Source organism: Thermodesulfobacterium hydrogeniphilum, from assembly GCF_000746255.1.
In the GTDB taxonomy this organism is placed as follows: Bacteria; Desulfobacterota; Thermodesulfobacteria; order Thermodesulfobacteriales; family Thermodesulfobacteriaceae; genus Thermodesulfobacterium; species Thermodesulfobacterium hydrogeniphilum.
Genome location: NZ_JQKW01000007.1, coordinates 132,072 through 154,411 on the forward strand (window position 1 = coordinate 132,072; position 22,340 = coordinate 154,411).

Genomic DNA, 22,340 nt, shown 5'->3' on the forward strand with positions numbered 1-22,340 from the left:
AGCTAAAAATGAGATGGAGAAAAAATAAAAGTTTTCTAAACGCTTTAAAAGAAAATTGGAGTGGATTTTTATTTTTATTTCTTTTAATAAGTTGTGGACTTTTAAATCAGTTAGGTATGGGAGATGGATTAACCTTCTTTTTTAAAACTTTAACTTGGCATGTATTAGGATTAACAATTTTTGTAATTTTGACTTTTTTTATAGATTATAGAACCCTTTCTTTTAGATTGGTATGGTATATCTATTTATTTTTAAATTTTATTTTACTTGTTATGTTTTTTTTGAAAAAACGCTGGTTAAATTTGGGTTTTTTTAATTTTCAGCCTTCAGAATTTTTAAAACCTCTTTTGGTTTTTATTATAGGGTATATAGCTTCTTTGGAAGCTTCTCCATATCTTAGCAAAAGAGTTCTTATAAAACTTTTAATAATTTTAGGTGTGCCGCTTATTTTGGTTATGAGAAACCATTTGGAATATAGTTTGGTAATGGGTTTTATGTTTTTTACTTATTTAATATTCATAGGAATTGAGCGCAAAGTGCTTATTACTATTTTTTTAAGTGTAGTAATAATAGGAGCTGTAGTTATTCCAATAGGTTGGAAGCATTTAAAACCTTATCAAAAAGGTAGAATTTATGGCTACTTATATCCTGAAAAATATGCTAAAACTTGGGGTTATCAGTTAAACCAATCTCTTATAGCCATAGGTTCAGGAGGTTTATTTGGTCATGGATTTAAGAAAGGATGGTCTACAAGATTAAATTACATTCCAGCTAAACATACTGATTTAGCTTTTGCGGTTTGGTGTGAAACTTGGGGTTTTTTAGGAGCAAGTATTTTTTTCTTTTTATATGGCTCTTTTTTATTTTTTGCTTTAAAGGTATCTCAAACAGCAAAAGATTGGTTAGGAAAATATATAAGCCTTGGTGTGGTTTTGATTTTAAGTTGGCAGATATTTTTTAATGTAGGTGGGATTACAGGGATTTTACCTATGACAGGGATTCCATTTCCTTTTCTTAGTTATGGTGGATCTTACCTCATTTCTCTTTATATTTTGCTATCTTTGCTTTTTAATATTGCTTTAAGGCGTTATTTCTTTAAATAGTTTAGTTTTTTATATATTTTTAAAACTTGACTTTTTATGAATTTATAATACAAATGTAGCTTTAAGAAATAAATAAGGGATAAATTTTAAAATAAAGGAGTGGGGTTAGCGATGATAAATCTTGATATAACTCTTATTATCCAAATAATAGAGGCTTTGCTTTTGACTTTTATTTTGTATCAAATTTTGATTAAACCTGTTATGTCTTATATAAAAGAAAGAGAGGCTCATTTTCAATCTTTAGAAAGAGAAACTCAGGAATTATTAGCTTCAGCAGAAGAGACTGTTAGAAAATATGAAGAGGCTTTAGCTAAGGCTCGAGAAGAGGGGGTTCGCAAAAGGGAGCTTTTAAAAGAAGAAGCTCGTAAAGTAGAAAAGGAGCTTTTGGCTAAGGTTATGAAGGAGGTAGAAGAATATAAAGCAAAATGGGCTCAAGAATTTGCAAAACAGTTGGAGGGAGTAAGAAAACAGATTCAGAGTAATATAGAGATGTTTGCTTCACTTATTGTTGAAAGAGTATTAGGGAGGAAGGTATGAGAAGGTCAAAAGATCTTTTTATTTTTGTTTTATTTTTAATAATTTTAGGGGTTGCTAAGGTTTGGGGAGCTGAGACAGGAGAAGAGCATCATGGAGGAGTAACGCCTGAACAGATTAGGAATTTTATTTGGTTTACACTGAATTTTATAGCGTTAGTATTAATTCTTTATAAGTATGCGAGAAAGCCTGTTGCTGATATGTTTAGAAATCGTCGTGAAAATTTATTAAAGCAATATAATGAACTTTTAGAAAAGAAAAAAGAGGCGGAGGCTAAATATATAGAACTTCAAGAAAAGGTTAAAAATTTAGAAAAAGAAGCAGAAGCCATCTATCAAAACTATGTAGAGCAGGGTATAAAAGAGAAAGAGAGGATTATAGCTGAGGCAGAGGCTCAAGCAGAAAGAATTAAGCAACAAGCTGAATTATATATTCAGCAGGAGATTGAGAAAGCCAAAAAAGTTTTAGCAGAGGAAGCTGCTGAAGCTTCAGTAAAATTAGCAGAGGAAATTCTTAGAAAAAATATTAATGAAGAAGACCAAAAAAGAATTTTTAAAGAATTTATAAATGAAATTAAAGGGAGGGTACTCCATTGAGAGGACTGGTGATAGCACTCAAGTATGCTAAGGGTCTTTTTAATGCAGCTAAGGAATTAGGTAAAACTAAAGAGTTTGGGGAACAATTAAAGCAGATAAAAGATTTATTAAATGAAATGCCAGAAGTATTAGCAGCTTTACAGAATCCTATTTATCCTCCAGATTTAAAGATGGAGATTATAAATGAGGTTTTAAAAGCTGTAGAGGTGGCCCCAGAAGTTGAGAGATTTTTAAAACTTCTGATAGAAAGAAGGAGAATACAATTTATTGAAGAAATTGTAGAGATGTATCAGAGATTACTTGATGAAGAATTGAATATTGCTCGTGGAATAGTTATTACTGCTTTTCCTTTAAGTGAAGAAGAAAAGAAGGAACTTGAAGAGGCTTTAAAAGCTTATTTTAAAAAGGAAGTGATTTTGGAATCCAAAGTTGATGATAGTATTATAGGTGGGGTAAAAATTGAGATAGGGGATTTTGTATTTGATGGAACCATTAAGACCCAATTGGCGAAATTTAAAGAAATCATAAAAGGGGAGGTGCTATAAATGCAGGCAATAAAGGCACAAGAACTTAGCGATTTAATTAAAAAAAGGATTGAGGAATTTGAGAAAAAAATAGATTTGGATGAGATGGGAGTAGTTATATCTGTTGGAGACGGTATTGCTCGTGTTTTTGGATTAAGGAATTGTGAATATATGGAGCTTATTGAATTTCCAGAAAGTGGAGAAGTAGGAATTGCTTTGAATTTAGAATTTGATAATGTTGGTATTCCTATTATGGGAGATTATACAAAAATTCAGGAAGGAGATACTGCTAAAAGAACTGGAAGAGTTGCGTCTATTCCTGTAGGAGAAGCAGTTATAGGAAGAGTTATAGATCCTGTAGGAAGACCTTTGGATGGAAAAGGACCTATTCAGGCTAAGGAGTATAGGAGAATTGAGATTAAAGCTCCTGGTATTATTCAAAGAAAGCCTGTTAATGAACCTATGTATACTGGTATAAAGGCTATTGATGCTATGACTCCTATTGGAAGAGGTCAGAGAGAGTTAATTCTCGGTGACAGACAGACTGGTAAAACTGCTATAGGAATTGATGCTATTTTAGCGCAAAAAGATTCAGATGTTTATTGTATTTATGTAGCTATAGGTCAAAAAAGATCTACAGTGGCTCAGATTGTTGAGACTTTGCGTAGATATGGAGCTATGGAATATACTACAGTAGTTGCAGCTTGTGCTTCTGACTCTGCAGCACTTCAGTGGATTGCTCCTTATTCTGGATGTGCTATTGGTGAGTATTTTAGAGATACAGGTAGACATGCTTTGATTATTTACGATGATTTATCTAAACAGGCTGCAGAATACCGTGAAATTTCACTTCTTTTAAGAAGGCCTCCAGGACGTGAAGCTTATCCTGGAGATATTTTTTATAATCACTCCAGACTTTTGGAAAGAGCTGCTAAATTAGATGATAAATATGGTGGTGGATCTTTAACAGCTTTGCCTATTGTTGAAACTTTGCAGGGTGACGTATCTGCATATATTCCTACTAATGTTATTTCTATTACTGATGGACAGATTTATTTAGAGCCTGGTTTATTCTTTGCTGGTATTCGTCCTGCTATTAATGTTGGTCTTTCGGTTTCTCGAGTTGGTGGTGCTGCTCAGATTAAAGCTATGAAACAGGTTGCAGGTAGATTAAGACTTGAATTAGCCCAGTACAGAGAATTAGCAGCTTTTGCTCAGTTTGGATCTGAACTTGATAAAGCTACACAAAGAGTTTTACATAGAGGAGCTCGTTTAGTAGAAATTCTTAAACAACCTCAATATCAACCATTACCTGTAGAAAAAGAAATTTGTATTCTTTTTGCAGGAACCAGAGGATTTTTAGATGAGATGCCTTTAGAAGTTTTAGGACAATATGAGAGAGAACTTTATGAATTTATTGAAAGTAAATATCCTGAAATTTATAAAGAGATTAAAGAAAAGAAAGAGATTAGTCCTGAATTAGAAGAAAAGATGAAAAAGGCGTTAACAGAATTTAATGAGCAGTTTAAGAAAAATAACAATATAGAACCAGTGCCTGTTCCATAAATGGATGAATAGATTATAGATTTGGTTTTAAATAGAGGGGGATAGGATGCCAAGTTTAAGAGATATTAGGAAGAAGATAGAGGCAGTTAAGAAAATTGGTCAGATTACTAAAGCCATGAATATGGTGGCTTCTGCTAAATTACGTTCTATCCAAGGGAGATTAGAGGGTTTCCGTCCGTACAGAAATAAATTTGAAGAGGTTATTGCAGATTTATTAAGTTCCGGAGGAATTAATGCTCAAAGAATAGAGCTTTTACAAGTGAGAGAAGTTAAAAAAGTAGGGATTATTTTAATAACGGCTGACAGAGGGTTATGTGGAGCTTTTAATGCTATGTTAATAAAAGAAGCTGAAAAAGCTATAGCTAAATTTAAAAAAGAAGGAAAAGAGGTAGAATTAATTTGTGTAGGTAAAAAAGGAGTTCAATATTTTTCAAAGAGAGCTACAGTAAAAGAGGTGTATACTGATGTTATGGGTAAGGTTTTAATGCAGGATGCTCGTAAGATTGCTCGTTCGGCTATGATGGCTTTTCTTTCTCAGGAATGGGATGAAGTTTATATAATTTATGGATATTTTATTAATATAGTAAAACAAATTCCAAAGATGGAAAAATTGTTACCTTTAAGTTTTGAAAAAGCTACTGAAGAAGTTGCTGAACAAAAGAAAACAGCATATTCTTATATTTATGAACCTGAAGAAGAGTTACTTTTACCTGAGCTTTTACCACTTTATATAAATACTATAGTTTTTGCTGCTATGCTTGAAACAGCAGTAAGTGAGCAGGCAGCTCGTATGACAGCTATGGATAATGCTAATAGAGCTTGTGGAGATATGGTAAAACAGTTAACTTTATTCTATAATAAAGTAAGGCAAGCAACAATTACAAAAGAGTTAATGGATATTGTAGGTGGAGCTGAGGCAATAAGTAAAGGATAAAAAATATAGAACAAAAAAGAGTTTAAGTAAGGGAGGTTAAAATATGGCTGAAGAGAAAGTATTAGGGAAAATAGTTCAGATAATGGGATGTGTTGTAGACGTAGAGTTTCCTCCTGGAAAAGTTCCTAAGGTTTTAGACTGTTTAAAAGTTACCAATCCGATGATAGACGATAGGGAATGGAATTTAGTTTTAGAAGTTGCTCAGCAGTTAGGAGATAATGTAGTTCGTTGTATTGCTATGGATTATACAGATGGATTAAAGAGAGGACAAGAGGTTTTGGCCACAGGTGCTCCTATTATGGTTCCTGTAGGAAGGGGGACCTTAGGAAGAATTATAAATGCTGTGGGTGATCCTGTTGATGAAGCCGGTCCTATCCAGACTGATAAATATTATCCTATTTTCAGACCAGCTCCAGCTCTTACAGAACAAGATGTTACTATTAAAGTATTAGAAACAGGAATTAAAGTATTTGACCTTTTGGTTCCCTTCCCTCGTGGTGGTAAGATGGGAACCTTTGGTGGTGCAGGAGTTGGTAAGACAGTTGTTATGATGGAAATGATTCATAACATTGCTATGGAGCACGGAGGTATTTCAGTTTTCTGCGGAGCTGGAGAGAGAACCCGTGAAGGAAATGAATTGTATTTAGAGATGAAGTCATCTGGAGTTATTGATAAAGCAGCACTTGTTTATGGACAGATGAATGAAACTCCTGGGCATCGTGCAAGAGTTGCTCATACAGCAGTATCCTTAGCAGAATATTTTAGAGATGAAGAAGGTCAAGACGTGCTTCTCTTTATTGATAACATTTATCGTTTTACTCAGGCTAACCAGGAAGTTTCAGCGCTTTTAGGAAGAATGCCTTCTGCAGTTGGATATCAGCCTACACTTGCTACAGACATTGGTGCTTTACAGGAAAGAATTACATCTACCACTAAAGGATCTATTACCTCCGTTCAGTGTGTTTATGTTCCTGCAGACGACTTAACAGACCCAGCACCAGCTACTACATTTGCTCACCTTGATGGAACAGTCGTTTTATCAAGACAGATTGCAGAGCTTGGTCTTTATCCAGCAGTTGACCCATTAGATTCTCAGTCTCGTATTTTAGATCCTAATGTTATTGGGTGGGAGCATTATAGTGTAGCTCGTCAGGTTCAGCAGGTATTACAGAGGTATAAAGATCTTCAAGATATTATTGCAATTCTTGGTGTAGAAGAACTTTCTGAGGAAGATAAACTTATTGTTGCCCGTGCAAGAAAAGTTCAGAGATATCTCTCACAGCCCTTCCATGTAGCTGAACAGTTCACAGGGCTTCCTGGAAAGTATGTAAAACTTGAAGATACTATTAGAGGATTTAAAGAAATTTTAGAAGGTAAATATGATGACTTGCCTGAACAGGCTTTCTATATGGTTGGAACTATAGAAGAAGCTGTAGAAAAAGCTAAGAAGTTAATGGAGGGCTAACGGAGGGTTAAATGGCTAAGATTTTACTTGAAATAATAACCCCAGATAGGGTAGTAGTTAGTGAGGAAGTTGATATAGTAACTGCTCCTGGTGTAGCTGGTGAATTTGGTGTGCTTGCTAATCATGCACCTATGGTAGCTGCAGTTAAGATAGGCCCTTTGCATTATAAAGTAGATGGTAAGGAAGAATGGGTAGCTATAAGCGGTGGTTTTTGCGAAGTTTCAAATAATAAAATAACTTTTCTGGTAGAAGCTGCAGAGCGGGCTTGGGAAATAGATGTAGAAAGAGCATTGAAAGCAAAAGAAAGGGCTGAGAAAAGACTTCAACAATATGCAGCTCAGGCTGAAAAGATTGATTATGCCAGAGCAAGAGCTGCTCTTCAGAGAGCTTTAACCAGATTATTGGTTGCCGAAAAAGGAAAGGCAGGAACTCCAAGATAAAAAGATTTTTCATTTTTTTAAAGTGAAGAATTTTGAGCCCCCATTTTGGGGGGCGTTTTATCTTTTTAAGATTTTTGATAATTGTAATTCTATGCGAAATTTTGAAACATTTTTAGTATAATTGCAAATTCCAATATGATTACCAGCTTTATACTTATCTCATTCTAACATTAAAAACTTGAGAGTAAGCAATATTATTCAATTTTTATTAAAAATGAGTATATCATATTTTTTTAATTAAACTTTAAAAGTTCTAAATGAATGAGTAAATAAATTTTTCAAATTCACCATCACTGTTGTCTTGCTTAGAATTAAGATTAAAATTTAAAAATTGATATCAGAAATTTTAAAAAATCAAAAATGAAAAAAAATTTTTCTAAAAAAGAAATAAGAAAGTTGATTTATGCTTTACGAAAAAAACATTCTTTGGAATTACTAAATAAATGGAGTAAGGAAATCTGCAGAAAAATTGCGGAACTTTCTGTTTATAAAAAAAGTACTTATATTGCTTTTTATTTTGCAAAAGCAGGAGAGGTAGATTTAAAAATCTTAATAGGAAGAGCTTTTTTAGAAGGAAAAAAGATTTTTTTACCAAAAACTCATCTGCAGGAAAGGATTCTTACATTTCATCAAATTTTTTCTTTTTCAGACCTTATACCTGGGTCGTTTAATATATTAGAACCTCCTTATCAAAATCCAGAGATTGATATAAAAAAACTTGAGCTTATTTTTGTGCCAGGAGTTGCCTTTGATATGAAAAAAGGTAGAATAGGTTATGGAGGAGGATTTTATGATAAAGTGCTTGCCAAGACCAAAGCTTTTAAAATTGGAGTTGCTTTTTCTTTCCAAATTTTTGATACCCTTCCTTTGGAACCACATGATCAAAAATTAGATTTAATAATTACTGAAAAGGAGATTATAAATGGAAGATATTAAGAAATTTATTAAAGAAAATTTTTATAGAATAAAAGAAAACATAGAAAAAGCCTGTCAAAAAGCAGGAATAGATTCAGGAAAAATAAAAATACTTGGAGCTTCTAAAAAGCAGTCTGTAGAAAAAATTAAGATAGTTTATGAATTGGGAATAAAACTCTTTGGAGAAAATTATGTGCAAGAAGCTGAAAAAAAGATAAAAGAATTAAAAGACTTTTCTATAGAATGGCATTTTATTGGAAGACTCCAAACAAATAAAGTAAAAAAAGCTCTTAAACTTTTTAGTCTTATTGAAACACTTGATAGAATTGAGCTTGCTAAGACTATACAAAAATACGCTAAAAAACTGGATCTTGTGGTTCCAGTTTTTATAGAAGTAAATATTGGAGAAGAGCTCACCAAAGCCGGAATTTTACCAGATAAGCTTGAAGAATTTATTCAGGAAGTAAAAAATTTTGATAGAATTAAAATAAAAGGACTTATGTGTTTGCCTCCTTATAAAGAAAATCCTGAAGAAGCTCGCCCTTATTTTATAAAAATGAGAAATCTGTTTGAGAAGCTTAAGCCTTACATGAATGAAGATTTTACAGAGCTTTCCATGGGCACAACTAACGACTATGTAGTAGCTATAGAAGAGGGAGCTACGATTATAAGGATTGGAGAAGCCCTTTTTGGAAAAAGGGAATAATATATTAAATAGTATATTCTATGAAAAAAATAGTTTAATTTTTATTTTTCTTTCTGCTTTTATCTTGGGTTGGTTCTTGTCTTTTTATAAATTCCCTTGGTATTTTCTAATAATATTTTTTATTGCTTTAAGAAGATCTAAAATTTGCATTATTTGGATTGTTTTCTTGATTTCCTCATATTTTTTCGGATTGTTTTATTGGAATAAATTGTTTGATAAAAACAAGCCAAAATTAAAACAGGAAACAGAGTTGTTAACCCAGATTAAAAGAGTTGATCCCTATTATAAAGGCTATCTTGTTTTAGCCTATAGTCCTTCTATAGGAGACTTTATTTTTAAAACAGATAAAAAGCTTTTTATTCCTGGAGAAAAATGTTTAATTAATTTTAAATTCAAAAAGTATAAAGAATATTTAAACCCTTTTTATACAGAAAAATATAAAAGACTTTTGGTAAAAGGAATAGAACAGGAACTTGTTCTGGTAAACGATGAAGATTTTATATGCAATTTTGAAAACAAATTTAGTTTAGAATATTTAAGATACAAATTATTGAATTTTTCTGAAAAATTATCAAAAACCAGCAAAGGGCTTTTTCAGGCTCTTGTTTTAGGAGTAGAATATAATTTGCCTGAGGAATATTTAGAAAAGCTTAAAAATCAAGGTCTTTATCATCAATTAGCTATTTCTGGATTTAACTTAGCTATTTTATTTGGTCTATTTTATAGTGTTAGCTATTTTATTCTTAAATATACATCAGTTATTAGAATTGGTTATCCGTTACAAAATATTTCTTATCTCTTAGCTTTGCCAGGAGCTTTTCTTATTTTAGCTTTTTCAGGATTTTGTCCTTCAGCTCTGAGAGCTTTTGTTTTTTTAAGTCTTTTTGTTTTAAACAAATTGATTTTTAGATCTACTTCGTCTTTAATTATACTATTTCTTACAGCTTTTTTTATTCTATTATTTCAGCCCTATTTGATTGGAAATTTATCCTTCCAGCTTTCTTTTATAGCAACCTTAGGTTTAATTATAGGAAACAGATTATTTGATATTTATTTTAAAGATAGGTTTAATTGTGATATTGTATATTATAGATTTTTAAAATTTATTGCTTACTCAATTTTTATTTCTTTAATTGTTAGCTTTTTTATAGCCCCTTTTATTTTTTATATAAACGGCAAATTTCCAATTGCTATTATTTTAAATAATCTATTAGCTACAATATTTTGGAGTTTTATTTTTATTCCATTCTCTATTTTTATAGCTTTATTATCATTCATAAATGAAAATATTGCTATTAAACTAAGCAATGTTTTAGGCTCTTTATTTAATTTTTATATAAAAATTCCATTTTTTGAAATAATTTATAAACCAAGTGTTCCTATTAATATATTTTTACTTTTCTGGTGTTTTGGAATAATTTTGCTTTTTATTTTAAGCAAATATTATAAAAATATATACAAAAGATATGGAATATTTTTACTTGTTATGGCTATTAGTTATACGCTTATGAATTATTTTTATACAAAAATATTTTATATTACTATATTTGATGTTGGAAGAGCAAATGCTATTTTGATTAAAAATCAAAAAGATTATATTATGATTGATACAGGTCCTAATTATCTATATAATAAGTTTAACTGGACTAAGATTTATTTAGAGCCAGTTTTAAATAAATTAGGCATAGATACAATGAATTTAATAGTTATTTCCCATCCTGATATGGATCATTGCGGAGGCTTAAATATTTTAACACAGGATTTTTATGTAAAAAGAATAATTTCAGGAGATTTCAAAAGTGAAGACTGGCAAAAGGTTAATCCTTTATATTTTCCTGAAACAATTAAAACTTCACAGGCTATTAAAATCAATGAAAGTGAGTTTTTTCTTTTTCCTGGTAAAAGACCATATAAAATTCTTAATAGAGAGAGTTTAGTAGTTTATTTGGAATATAAAGGATTAACAGTTCTTTTTCCAGGAGATATTGATAAAGAGCGATTTTACAGAATGAAAAAAAGAGGAGAAATATTACCAGTAGAAATTTTAATTTCTCCTCACCATGGTTCTAAATGGGGTCTGGATAAGAGAATTTTAAATTGGCTAAAACCTGAGGTAATTCTAACTTCTGGAAGAGGAAAATATCATCCTCATAAAGAGTTTTTAAAATTGTTAAGGAAAATGAAACTTGAGCATTACACAACTTTTGAAAAAGGAGCTATTTATATTTTTCCAAAAGATGATTATTTTTTAATATGTTTTGAAAAAGAAAAAAGAAAAAATTTTTTGGCTTCTGTTTTATTTCCTTTTATACCTGTTTATTTAGAAAGTGATAATTTTTGCAAAAGATTTACCTATAATAAAGAATTAGATTAAATTTAAAATTTTGGAGAGAGGAAATGAGAAAATTCGAAATTTTTGAACATGGAGCAGATATTGGTATAAGAGGTTATGGAAAAACCTTAGAAGAGGCTTTTTCCAATGCTTTAAAAGCGCTTTCTAATCTTATTATAGAAGATGTAAACTTGGAAGATCTTAAACCAGATGTTTCCTATTCAATAGAATTGAAATCTGAATTTTTAGATGAGTTGTTTGTTATATTTATTAATAAAGTTTTGACCTTATTTTATTTAGAAAAGGTCTTATTTTTAGAATTTAAAGGAGAGATTAAAGAAAAAGAGAGGGAGTATGTATTAAAAGGAGAACTTTCAGGAATTTTTTATGATCCTGAAAAATTTGGTTATGGTGTTGAGGTAAAAGGAGCTACTTTTACTTTGGCAGAGGTAAAAAAAGGAAATAATTTATGGATAGCACAATGTGTAGTGGATGTTTAAAAGACAAAGATTTAAAAGAAGCTATTCAGGTAATATTTTTAGATGTGCCTAAACCCATTTTAGGTCAATGGAATTTTGATTCTCAAATTTTGCTTAAAGCTTTAAATAAGCATATAAAGGATCCTATAAAGATACCTCTTTATATTTTAAAAAAACTTCCTTATGTTTTGAGAGAAAAAGATTTCAAAGTCTGGGTAGTTTTAGGGAAAAAAGAAAGAGAATACGAAATTCTGGAAATATTTTCAGAAAAACCCTCAGAGATTTTAGGAGTAGCTATAGATTTAGGAAGCACAACTATAGCTTTTTATTTTTATGATTTTATAAAAAAAGAAGTTTTAAAAAAGTTCTCTATAACAAATCCCCAGATTGAAATAGGAGAAGATATTCTTACAAGGTTACACTTTGCCAGAAAAAAAGAAAAATTAGAATATGTGAACAGAATAACTATTGATGCTATTAATAAAGAATTAAGATCTGTTAAGGATAAAATTTATTATATTACTGTTTGTGGAAATACAGTTATGAGTCATTTTTTAACAGGTTTACCTGTAAATTATATCTTTTTAGAGCCTTATGTTCCTTGCACCAATTGGTATGATCTTTTAGAAGCTAAGGAGCTTGGTTTAGAAGCTCATCTTTTGGCTAAGGTTTTTATTTTCCCTTCAGCAGGAACTTATTTTGGAGGAGATATTATAGCAGGTCTTTATTTTTCTGAAATTTATAAAAAAGAGGATGGTTTTTATTTTTTTATAGATGTAGGAACAAATGCAGAGGTAGTTTTAGGAAATAAAGATTTTTTGTTAGTCTGTTCAGGTGCAGCTGGTCCAGCTTTAGAGGGAGGAATATTAGAGTGTGGTTGTCAGGCTAAAGAAGGAGCTATAGAAAGGGTTGAAATAGATATTTTAACTAAAAAAATAGAATATAAAACCATAGGAAATAAAACTCCTATTGGAATTTGTGGTTCAGGCATAATTCAACTTATAGCACAGATGTTTATTAATGGACTTTTATCTTTTGAAGGAAAATTCCAAAAAGAATCTTTCCCAGAGAGGTTTAAAAAAATAAATGATGAATTAGCTTTTATAGTGGCTTTTCCTGAAGAAACAGCTATGGGGAATTATATTTATATTAAAGAAAGAGAGGTTAAAAATTTTTTAAGGTCTAAAGGTGCTATGTTTACTATTTTAACTTTACTCTGTGAAAAAATAGGGATTACTTTTAAGGATATAAATACTTTTTATTTAGCAGGAAGTTTTGGAAATAAAATAGATGTGGATTCAGCAGTGACCTTAGGAATGTTGCCTGAAGAGGCATTAAGCAAAACTATAGGAGTAGGTAATGCAGCAGGAGAAGGGGCCTTAAAATTTCTTAAAAAGGCTGATTTTGAAGAGATAAGATCTATTCTGGGAAACATAACTTATATAGAACTCAATAGAGAACCTAAATTTATGGAAATATTTACTGGAGCTCAGTTTGTTCCAAATGTTAATTTGGAATTATTTCCAAAAGTAAGAAAAAAATTAGAAGGTAAGGTATGTTTAAAGTAGTAATTGTTGGAAGACCAAATGTAGGTAAATCAACCTTATTTAACACCTTAATAGGAGAAAAAAAGGCTATTGTAGAAAGAACTCCTGGAATAACCAGAGATATGATAGAAGGCTATTTAGAATTGGAAGAAAATAAAGGAGTTTATGTGCTTGATACAGGTGGTATTGATTGGGGTGGAGAAGGGTTTTTTAATAAAACTATTATAAAGATTGTAGAAGATGCTTTAAAAGATGCGGATCTTATTCTGTTTGTAGTGGATGCTAAACAAGGCTTAACAGCTGAGGATATAAATGTAGCAGAATTTTTGAGAAAAAAAGGTAAAAAGGTTATTTTAGTAATTAATAAAGTTGAAAGTAAAAAGGATAAAGATAATGCTTTGGATTTTTATTCCTTAGGATTTGAGGATATTGTTTTTATCTCTGCTAAAAATAATAAGAATGTAGATCAGTTAAAAAAATTAATTAAAAATTTAGCTAAGAATGCTTTAGAAGAAATTCCAGAAGAGGAACCTGTTAAAATCGCTATTTTAGGAAGACCAAATGTAGGGAAGAGCACTTTAATAAACAGGCTTTTGGGATACGAAAGAATGATTGTTTCAGAAATTCCTGGAACTACCAGAGATTGTGTGGATGTTCTTTTAACTTTACCTGATGGTAGGAAATATCTTTTAATAGATACACCTGGTATAAGAAGAAGAACTAAAATAGATGAAAGAGCTGAAAAATTTAGTGTTGATAAAGCTTTAGATACTATAAAAAAAGTGGAGGTAGTTCTTTTTATAGTTACTGCAGAGGAAGGGATTACTAATCAGGATCAGAGATTATTAAGACAGGTTCAAAAGCACTGTAAAGCTTGCATTTTTTTAATTAATAAATGGGATTTATTTGACAATAAAAGAGAAGCAGGAAATTTGTTATTAGAAAATATTAAATATGGAATTAGATTTATGTCTTGGATGCCAATTTTAACTATCTCTGCTAAAACTGGTAGAAGGATTAAAGAGATTTTACCATTGGTAGATAAAATCTATCAGCAATATAGCTTAAGAGTAAATACAGCTTTAGTAAATAAAGTTTTGGAAGATTTAAAAGAAAATTATAGTTTTAATGTAAAGGGTAAAAAAGTTAAATTTTATTATGCTACTCAAGTAGATATAAAACCTCCTACATTTGTAGTTTTTACCAACATAGATCCAGAAGAACTTCCTAAGAATATAGAAAAATTTATAAAAAATAAATTTCAAAAAAATTTAGGTTTTGATAAGGTTCCTGTAAAAGTGATTTTTAGGTTAAGGGGTTCAGATTAAGGAGCAGTTTCATTTTGAGTTTTTGAAATAAGCTTATTTTCAAAATTAAAATGAATTACCAAAGATATTCTTCTATTTCTTGGATCTCTGGGATTTTTAAAAAGAGGAAAGTTATCAGCATATCCTACTACTTCTTTTATTTTTTTAGCAGGAACTCCACTTTTTTCCAGTTCTAACATAGCAGAGAGAGCACGGGCTGTAGAAAGCTCCCAGTTTCCGATTTTACCTCTTTTGGAAGGCAAAGCATCAGTATGTCCTTCTACAGAAATACTAACAGGTAAATCCTTTAGCTCTTGAGCAAAGATATCCAGAATTTTTTTTGCCTCCGGAGTAAGTTCAGCGCTTCCACTTAAAAACATGGGTTTATTAAGTAAATCTATAATTTCAATCCTTATAGTATTTCTTTGTCTTTTTATAAGAACATTTTCTTTTAAAGATTTGAGACGAGTTTCTACTATCTTTTTTAATTTTTCTGCTTCTTTTTTAATAGTCATCTCTTTTTCAGGTAATAATCCTGTATAAGATGAAGTTATAGTTCCTTTTCTATAATATTCCATAAGCATACTGATACCAGCTTTTTTAAATATGTTAAATTTTCTAAAATAAGCTGCAATACTGGCTTTTTGTTTAGGAGACATCATACTAATTAACCACATAAGAAGAAAAAAGGTCATCATTCCAGCTAAAAAATCTGCATAGGCAATTTTCCAAGAACCTCCATGATGTCCACCTACAACTTTTTTAACTTTTTTAATAATAATAGGAGGAGTAGACACTATTTCCTACCTTTCATTAGATTTTCAAGTTCTTCAAAACTTGGTCTTATATGAGGAGGGATGATTCTTCTGGCAAATTCTACTGCTATTTGAGGAGCACCACCTCCGATGAAATATACTATAGCTGTTTTAATAACATTTAAATATTCTTTCTGTTGCCCGCAAAAAAATTCTAATTTTTGGACTAAGGGAACCATAAATCCGTAGCAGGTTAATATACCAAAGAATGTTCCTGCAAGAGCTATGGATAAATGATGACCTAAAACCTCAGGAGGCTGATCAATCATTCCCATAGTTAAAATAATACCTAAAACCGCAGCAACTAAACCAAAACCAGGCATAGAATCGGCTATCTTTTCTATTTTGTGAACAGGGCTCAGTAATTCTTCATATATTATTTCAATCTCATTTTCTAATAATGATTCCAGTTCAAAATGTGTAATATTCGTAGTAAGAATAGAACGAAAAGTATTTCTAATGAAATCCAGTGCTAAGTGATTATTGATAATATTAGGATAAGCAGAGAATATTTTACTGGATTCAGGATTTTCAATATCCTGTTCTATAGAGATAAGTCCTTCTTTTTTAATTTTTCTAAATATATCATTCAATAGAAGGAGCAGATCTACAAAATCTTGTTTTCCATAAATATGCGGTTTGGTAAGAGCTTTGATAGATCCTTGAACAACCCCTTTTAAAGCTTCTGAAGTTGAAGCTGCAACCAAAGCACCTCCTGCTGCTCCAAAAATAATCAAAAATTCAATAGGTTGAATAATAACAGAAAAGTTACCATGTTCTAAAGCATATCCTCCAAACACGCAGACTATAACAATTATAAAACCAACTATAGAGGGCATTATTTAGACCTCATTTCTCTAATTAGTTCTCTTTCTTTAAGAAGAATAAAAAAGCTTAATTTCTCTTGAATATCCTTAGGCATATTGATGAATTTTACAGCTACTTCATATTTATTGTCTTTTTTTTCATATCGCACTACCTCTCCATAGAGATAAAAACCTAGGGGTTGATATACATCTAAAACAACTTTAATTTCAACATATTCTCCGGGTTTAAGTGGTTCATTAAAAGGAAATCTTATTCCTTTTTCACTAATATTAACTTTTTGATAAGGTAACGCATTAAAGCCTTCTTTTTCTCTTGTAAAAAGATTTATTAAATAATCCAATTTAGCATTTATTAGTTTAAGCCAGGAATTTAAAGCTTCATCCATGGTATCTTTTAAAGGAATGTAAGAGAATAGAGGAACATCTCCTACTATACGAGCTATTTTATTTTTAATCTCCTTAGCTGAAATTTTTTGAACTTCTAAAGGTATAACTACATCTATTCTAACTGCCTCTCTTTCCATTATTTACCTCAATTTTAAAATAAAATCGGAAATATAAAAAAAATCTTTAATTAAAACTTTTTAGTTTTATAATTTTAAGTTTTTTCATTCTTTTTAAAATTATATAGTTAATTTTAGAGGTTGACAAGAGAAAAAAATAAGTATAATAGTTTATTTAAATTTAAAAAAAATTTAGGAGGTGATAGCATGATTTATGTAGTGGGGCACAAGAAACCGGATACTGATTCTGTATGTTCTGCTATAGTCTTTGCTTATCTTTTAAATGAATGGAAAAAGGCTGGTTGTAAAATTATGAAGGTTGATGAAGAAGCAGTTCCTGTTATACAAGGAGAACCCAATGCAGAGTCTAAGTTTGTATTGGAAAAGTTTGGTATTTCTGTACCTGAAATAATGACTGATGGAGAAGGGAAAAAAGTAGCTTTGGTTGACCACTCTGATAAAGTTCAGAGCCTTGATAATATTGATAAAGCTGAAATAATAGCAGTGGTTGACCATCATAAAATCGGGGATGTTACAACTCCTAATCCTATTTTGTTTGTAAACTTTCCTGTAGGTTGTACTGCTACTGTTTTGAAATTCCTTTTTGATAAAACAGGAGTTGCTATTCCTAAAGATATGGCTGGATTACTTTTAGCTGCAATTTTAAGTGATACAGTTGTATTTAAATCTGCTACTACTACTGATATGGATAAAGAGGCAGCAGAAGAACTTGCTAAGATTGCTGGTATTGATGACATTGTGAATTTTGGAGTAGAAGTAAAATCCAAGCTTTCTGATGTATCTGGTATGTCTGCTAAGGATATTATTATGAGAGATTTTAAAGATTATAATATGAGTGGTAAAAAAGTAGGAGTAGGTCAGGTTGAGTTAATTGATCTAAAAGCTGTAGAAAATAGAATGGAAGAAATTTACAATGAATTAGCAAAGATTAAACAAGAAAGCGGTTATCATACTATAGTTTTAATGCTTACTGATATTATGAAAGAAGGCACAGAATTGATGGTAGTTACTGATGAACCTAAAATTGTAGAAATTACTTTTGGTAAAAAATTAGAAGGTAAAAGTGTATGGTTACCTGGTGTAATGAGTAGAAAGAAACAGGTTGTTCCACCTCTTGAAAAGACTTTTGCTAATCTTTAAATAAACAAGGGGGGTATTACCCCCTTATTTATTCTAATTTTAAACTAATATCTACAGCTTTTACAGAATGAGTTAAAGCTCCAGAAGAAATATAGTCTATTCCTAATTTAGCATAATTTTCCACATTCTCTAAGGTTATTCCTCCTGAAACCTCGGTTTTTATATTCGATTTGTATTTCTTAATAAGAGATATAGCTTTTTTAATATCCTCTAAGGAGAAATTATCAAGAAGAACTATATCTATTGGGGCTTTAGATTTTAAAATAATTTCTAATTCTTCTAAGGATTTAACTTCTATTTCAACTTTAAGATAATGAGGAAGTTTTTTTAATCTGTTAAGAACTTCTTTAATCCCACCAAGAGCTTTAATATGATTGTCTTTTATTAAGATACCATCTGAAAGAGAGAATCTGTGATTTTGCCCTCCTCCTACTTTTACAGCATATTTTTGAAGCATTTTCCAACCTGGTAAAGTTTTTCTGGTATCAAGAAGAGTGGTATGATAGGGTTCTATTTTTTTTACAATTACTCTTGTATAAGTAGCTATACCTGAAAGATGTTGAAAAAAATTCAAAGCAATTCTTTCTGCTTTTAAAATACTTTTAATCAAGCCTTCTACAAAACCTAACTTAGTATAAGCTTTTACTTCTTCTCCTTCTTTTACCTGCCAATCAATTTTTATTTCAGGATCTATAAAATTAAAAACTTCCTCTACTACAGGTTTACCACAAACTATTAAATCTTTTTTAGCTAAAAAATAAGCTCTGCCTACTGCATTGTCAGATATTAGGAATTCACTGGTTATGTCACAAAAAGGAATATCTTCATAAAAAGCAGCTTCTATAAGCTTTCTTATTTGCCATTTTTCTAACATTTTTTTCTTTTTTACCTCTGGAAAATTTTAATATAAGTCTTATTTTTAATCATAACTTGAAATGCTTAAAAGTAAAGAAGAAAGTTTTTGTAGGAGGGATAATAAATGGAGGAAGTTTTAAAGGAAAAAGAAGAACAGGAAATTAAAGAAAAACAGGAAATACAGGAAGAAAAAGAATCTAAAGAATCCTTGAATGAACAGCTTAAACAAGAAGAAGAGATAAAATATTGGAAAGAAATGGCTTTAAGATATGCTGCAGAGATTGAAAATTTAAAAAAGTCTTTTAAAAGAGAAAAAGAAGAATATTATAAATTTGCATTAGAAACAGTATTTAAGGAATTGCTTCCTTCCATAGATAATTTGGAACGTGCTTTAGAAGCTTTTTCTCAATCCAAGAATATAGAAGCTTTAAAAGAAGGAGTAGAACTTACTTTGAAATCTATCATACAAGCTTTGGAAAAATTTGGTTTATCTCAATTTGAACCTGCTATAGGAGAACCCTTTCATCCTCATTTTCATGAAGCTTTATCCACAGAGATGCATCCTGAAATACCTAATGGAGGGATAACCAAGGTTTATCAAAAAGGATACAAATTACATGATAGAGTTATTAGACCTGCTTTGGTTTCTGTTTGTATGGGTAAAAAAGAAGAAGTTTCTGAAGCTGAAAATAAAGAAAATAAAGAAAATAAAGAAAATATAGTTGAAAACAAATAATTTAAAAAATTAATAAAGGAGGGATAGAGAAATGGCTGAAAAAACACCTATTGTAGGGATTGACCTTGGAACAACTAATTCCTGTGTGGCAATTTTTGAGGGAGGAGAAGCTAAGGTTATTCCTAATCGCGAAGGAACTCGTACCACTCCTTCTGTAGTTGCTTTTCAAGAGAGTGGTGAAATTTTAGTAGGTCTTCCTGCTAAAAGACAAGCTATTATAAATGCTGAGAATACTATTTTTGGTATTAAAAGATTAATGGGAAGGAAATTTAATGACTCAGTAGTTCAGGAATGGAAAAAAAGAGTCCCTTATAAAATTGTAGAAGCTCCCAATGGAGATGCTCATGTAGAGGTTAGAGGAAAAAGATATAGCCCTCCAGAAATTTCAGCTATGGTTTTGAGGAAAATTAAGCAGGATGTGGAGGAATATCTTGGTCAAGAGGTGAAAGATGTAGTTATTACTGTTCCAGCTTATTTTGATGATACCCAAAGACAGGCCACTAAGGATGCTGGTAGAATAGCAGGACTTAATGTAATAAGAATTATTAATGAGCCTACAGCTGCATGTTTAGCTTATGGACTTGAAAAGAAAAAAGAAGGATTGGTAGCTGTTTTTGATCTTGGAGGAGGAACTTTTGATATTTCAATTTTAGAGATTGGAGAGGGTGTTTTTGAAGTTAAAGCTACTTCCGGAGATACCTTTCTTGGTGGAGAAGATTTTGATATGAGAATAGTAGATTATATAGCTGAGGAGTTTAAGAAAGAACATGGTATAGATTTAAGGCAAGATAAAATGGCACTTCAAAGATTAAAAGAAGCTGCTGAAAAGGCCAAAATAGAATTATCAAGCACTTTAGAAACAGAAATAAATTTACCTTTTATAACTGCTGATGCCTCTGGACCTAAACATTTGGTAATGAAGCTTACCCGTGCAAAACTTGAAAGCCTGGTAGAAGATCTTATAGAGAAATTGGAAGAACCTTGTAGAATTGCTATGAAGGACGCTGGAATTACTCCCAAGGACATAAGTGAGGTTATTTTAGTAGGTGGAATGACTCGTATGCCTAAGGTTCAACAGAAAGTGAAAGAAATTTTTGGTAAAGAGCCTGTTAAAGGTGTTAATCCAGATGAAGTCGTTGCTATGGGTGCTGCTATTCAGGCTGGAGTATTAAAAGGAGAAGTTAAAGATGTGCTGTTATTAGATGTAACACCTCTTTCTCTTGGAATTGAAACATTGGGAGGAGTATTTACTGTGATAATTCCAAGAGGGACTACTATTCCTACAAGAAAAAGTCAGATTTTTACTACTGCTGCGGATAATCAAACTGCAGTAACTATCCATGTATTGCAAGGTGAAAGACCACTTGCTAAGGATAATAAAAGTATTGCCAGGTTTGATCTTGTAGGAATTCCTCCTGCTCCAAGAGGAGTTCCTCAAATTGAAGTTACTTTTGATATAGATGCTGATGGTATTTTACATGTTACTGCTAAGGATCTTGGAACTGGTAAAGAACAGTCTATTGTAGTAAGACCATCTTCTGGATTGAGTGAAGAGGAAATTCAGAAAATTATTAAAGAAGCTGAACAATATGCTGAAGAAGATAGAAGAAAGAAAGAACTTGCAGAAGCTCGTAACCAGGCAGATAGCTTGATTTATTCTGTAGAGAAGAGTTTAAGAGAACTTGGAGATAAAGTTCCTGAAAGTTTGAAAAAAGAAGTAGAAGAAAAAATAACAGAATTAAGAAAGGTAATGGAAGGAGAAGATATTAATGCTATTCGTAAAGCAAGCGATGAATTAACACAAGCATCTTATAAATTGGCTGAAATGCTTTACAGAGAAAAGACTTCTCAATCTACTTCTGCAGGAGAAACAACCAGTTCTGAAGACACCTCTAAGAAAAAAGGCGGAGATGATGTAATAGATGCAGATTTTGAAGAGATGAAATAAATCATTTAGAGGAGGCTTTCCCTCCTCCGCTTTTTTATCTTTATTAAGGAGACACTAATTTGAATTCTAAAAAATTTAAATTAGCCATTTCAATGGGATGTCCTGCAGGGATAGGTCCTGAAATTATAATAAAATCTCTAAACTATTTTAAAGAACAACCTCACCTTTTAGAACAAATTTTAATTATTGGAGACAAAAAGGTTCTTTCTAAAACTGCTCAAAGATTAAATTTAGAAATTCCAAAAGTTGAAATTTTATCTATTTCTGAGCTTGAAGTGGATCCTGGAAAACCCACTATAGAGACTTCTAAAGCCATGGCTCAATATGTTAAAACAGCTATAGATCTTGCTAAAAAGGGAGAAATTCAGGCTATTGTCACAGGTCCTATCACGAAGGAAGGTTTGATTAAAGCTGGAATTCCTTACGCAGGTCATACAGATTGGTTAGCAAAAGAATTAGGTGTAGATGAGTATGTTATGGCTTTTTATGGAGATAAAATGATAGTATCCTTAGTAACCACTCATATACCCTTAAAAGAAGTTCCTGAGAGTATAAATTCTGAAAGAATATTTAAAGTAGCTAAACTTTCCTATGAATTTTTAAATAAATTAGATAAAAAGGATGCTAAAATAGCTCTTTGTGGTTTAAATCCTCATGCAGGAGAAGCAGGACTTTTAGGAGATGAAGAGCAAATGATTATAAAAGAAGCTGTGGATAAATGTAAAAAAGAAAAAATCCCTATTTATGGTCCCTTTCCTTCTGATAGTTTGTTTTATTGGGCTTATAAAGGTAGATACGACTTAGTAATAGCTCTTTATCATGATCAAGGTTTAATTCCTTTCAAACTCATTCATTTTGAAGATGGAGTTAATATAACCTTGGGACTTCCTATTATAAGAACATCTCCTTGCCATGGCACAGCTTATGATATAGCTGGTAAGGGTATAGCCAATCCCACAAGTTTTGTTTCAGCTCTAAAATTAGCTTATAAGTTGCTCCATAATTAATTAGCTTGATTTTTTCTTTAACCAATTTAAAATTTTAAAC

General features: G+C 31.1%; 22 protein-coding genes. 18 read left to right on the forward strand and 4 right to left on the reverse strand.

Translation table 11 applies throughout. The features are described from left to right. Positions 1-8: 8 nt before the first annotated feature. From CC87_RS03015 to der, 14 genes are all read left to right on the forward strand, one after another. Positions 9-1,103: an FtsW/RodA/SpoVE family cell cycle protein gene (locus CC87_RS03015; protein ID WP_038056007.1), complete on the forward strand. Its 1,095-nt coding sequence runs from the start codon at positions 9-11 to the stop codon at positions 1,101-1,103. Between the two features lie 111 nt (positions 1,104-1,214). Further along, positions 1,215-1,640, forward strand: a complete 426-nt coding sequence (locus tag CC87_RS03020; RefSeq protein ID WP_038056008.1) for a F0F1 ATP synthase subunit B family protein — start codon at positions 1,215-1,217, stop codon at positions 1,638-1,640. Continuing rightward, positions 1,637-2,233 (forward strand): F0F1 ATP synthase subunit B, encoded by a 597-nt coding sequence (atpF, locus tag CC87_RS03025; protein WP_038056009.1) that lies wholly within the window; start codon positions 1,637-1,639, stop codon positions 2,231-2,233. The genes CC87_RS03020 and atpF overlap by 4 nt, the downstream gene beginning before the upstream one ends. Then, positions 2,230-2,778 (forward strand): ATP synthase F1 subunit delta, encoded by a 549-nt coding sequence (gene atpH / locus CC87_RS03030; protein ID WP_038056012.1) that lies wholly within the window; start codon positions 2,230-2,232, stop codon positions 2,776-2,778. The genes atpF and atpH overlap by 4 nt, the downstream gene beginning before the upstream one ends. Further along, complete coding sequence (gene atpA, locus CC87_RS03035; RefSeq protein WP_038056015.1) at positions 2,779-4,323, forward strand: F0F1 ATP synthase subunit alpha; 1,545 nt, start codon at positions 2,779-2,781, stop codon at positions 4,321-4,323. A 46-nt stretch (positions 4,324-4,369) separates the two neighbouring features. After that, positions 4,370-5,257 (forward strand): ATP synthase F1 subunit gamma, encoded by an 888-nt coding sequence (atpG, locus tag CC87_RS03040; RefSeq protein WP_038056017.1) that lies wholly within the window; start codon positions 4,370-4,372, stop codon positions 5,255-5,257. 43 nt (positions 5,258-5,300) lie between these two features. Next, positions 5,301-6,722: a F0F1 ATP synthase subunit beta gene (gene atpD, locus CC87_RS03045; RefSeq protein ID WP_038056019.1), complete on the forward strand. Its 1,422-nt coding sequence runs from the start codon at positions 5,301-5,303 to the stop codon at positions 6,720-6,722. Between the two features lie 11 nt (positions 6,723-6,733). Next, positions 6,734-7,162 carry a F0F1 ATP synthase subunit epsilon gene (locus tag CC87_RS03050; protein WP_038056020.1) on the forward strand — a complete coding sequence of 143 codons (429 nt, stop codon included), beginning with the start codon at positions 6,734-6,736 and terminating at the stop codon, positions 7,160-7,162. Between the two features lie 360 nt (positions 7,163-7,522). After that, positions 7,523-8,098 carry a 5-formyltetrahydrofolate cyclo-ligase gene (locus tag CC87_RS03055; protein WP_038056023.1) on the forward strand — a complete coding sequence of 192 codons (576 nt, stop codon included), beginning with the start codon at positions 7,523-7,525 and terminating at the stop codon, positions 8,096-8,098. Beyond that, positions 8,085-8,783 carry a YggS family pyridoxal phosphate-dependent enzyme gene (locus CC87_RS03060; RefSeq protein ID WP_051920483.1) on the forward strand — a complete coding sequence of 233 codons (699 nt, stop codon included), beginning with the start codon at positions 8,085-8,087 and terminating at the stop codon, positions 8,781-8,783. The genes CC87_RS03055 and CC87_RS03060 overlap by 14 nt, the downstream gene beginning before the upstream one ends. Before the next feature lie 190 nt (positions 8,784-8,973). Beyond that, the gene (locus tag CC87_RS03065) at positions 8,974-11,157 is read left to right on the forward strand and encodes a ComEC/Rec2 family competence protein (protein ID WP_169740255.1); all 2,184 of its coding nucleotides are present in this window, start codon (positions 8,974-8,976) and stop codon (positions 11,155-11,157) included. A gap of 23 nt (positions 11,158-11,180) precedes the next feature. Beyond that, complete coding sequence (locus tag CC87_RS03070) at positions 11,181-11,615, forward strand: archease (RefSeq protein ID WP_038056025.1); 435 nt, start codon at positions 11,181-11,183, stop codon at positions 11,613-11,615. After that, positions 11,585-13,162, forward strand: coding sequence for an ASKHA domain-containing protein (locus CC87_RS03075; protein ID WP_084222175.1), 1,578 nt, complete (start codon positions 11,585-11,587; stop codon positions 13,160-13,162). The genes CC87_RS03070 and CC87_RS03075 overlap by 31 nt, the downstream gene beginning before the upstream one ends. After that, positions 13,150-14,469, forward strand: a complete 1,320-nt coding sequence (der, locus tag CC87_RS03080) for a ribosome biogenesis GTPase Der (RefSeq protein WP_038056029.1) — start codon at positions 13,150-13,152, stop codon at positions 14,467-14,469. Before CC87_RS03075 ends, der begins: the two co-directional genes overlap by 13 nt. Here der and CC87_RS03085 read toward each other — a convergent pair. Genes CC87_RS03085 through CC87_RS03095 form a run of 3 tightly spaced genes read right to left on the reverse strand, consistent with a single transcriptional unit; the run spans position 14,466 to position 16,614 of the window. Continuing rightward, the gene (locus CC87_RS03085; protein ID WP_051920486.1) at positions 14,466-15,245 is read right to left on the reverse strand and encodes an OmpA family protein; all 780 of its coding nucleotides are present in this window, start codon (positions 15,243-15,245) and stop codon (positions 14,466-14,468) included. The two genes, der and CC87_RS03085, sit on opposite strands and share 4 nt — an antisense overlap. Then, positions 15,245-16,102, reverse strand: a complete 858-nt coding sequence (gene motA, locus CC87_RS03090; RefSeq protein WP_038056031.1) for a flagellar motor stator protein MotA — start codon at positions 16,100-16,102, stop codon at positions 15,245-15,247. The genes CC87_RS03085 and motA overlap by 1 nt, the downstream gene beginning before the upstream one ends. Beyond that, complete coding sequence (locus tag CC87_RS03095) at positions 16,102-16,614, reverse strand: PilZ domain-containing protein (protein WP_038056032.1); 513 nt, start codon at positions 16,612-16,614, stop codon at positions 16,102-16,104. The genes motA and CC87_RS03095 overlap by 1 nt, the downstream gene beginning before the upstream one ends. A 186-nt stretch (positions 16,615-16,800) precedes the next feature. Between CC87_RS03095 and CC87_RS03100 the strand changes: the two genes are divergently transcribed. Next, positions 16,801-17,754, forward strand: coding sequence for a manganese-dependent inorganic pyrophosphatase (locus CC87_RS03100; protein ID WP_038056033.1), 954 nt, complete (start codon positions 16,801-16,803; stop codon positions 17,752-17,754). A 28-nt stretch (positions 17,755-17,782) separates the two neighbouring features. Here CC87_RS03100 and nadC read toward each other — a convergent pair whose 3' ends face one another. Next, the gene (gene nadC / locus CC87_RS03105) at positions 17,783-18,628 is read right to left on the reverse strand and encodes a carboxylating nicotinate-nucleotide diphosphorylase (RefSeq protein ID WP_038056034.1); all 846 of its coding nucleotides are present in this window, start codon (positions 18,626-18,628) and stop codon (positions 17,783-17,785) included. 105 nt (positions 18,629-18,733) lie between these two features. Between nadC and grpE the strand changes: the two genes are divergently transcribed. From grpE to pdxA, 3 genes are read left to right on the forward strand one after another with little or no spacing between them, the layout of a single operon-like run. Then, positions 18,734-19,345: a nucleotide exchange factor GrpE gene (gene grpE, locus CC87_RS03110; RefSeq protein ID WP_038056036.1), complete on the forward strand. Its 612-nt coding sequence runs from the start codon at positions 18,734-18,736 to the stop codon at positions 19,343-19,345. Positions 19,346-19,376: 31 nt separating this feature from the next. Next, positions 19,377-21,293 carry a molecular chaperone DnaK gene (dnaK, locus tag CC87_RS03115; protein WP_038056038.1) on the forward strand — a complete coding sequence of 639 codons (1,917 nt, stop codon included), beginning with the start codon at positions 19,377-19,379 and terminating at the stop codon, positions 21,291-21,293. Between the two features lie 59 nt (positions 21,294-21,352). Further along, positions 21,353-22,300, forward strand: a complete 948-nt coding sequence (gene pdxA / locus CC87_RS03120; protein WP_038056040.1) for a 4-hydroxythreonine-4-phosphate dehydrogenase PdxA — start codon at positions 21,353-21,355, stop codon at positions 22,298-22,300. Positions 22,301-22,340: the final 40 nt, after the last annotated feature.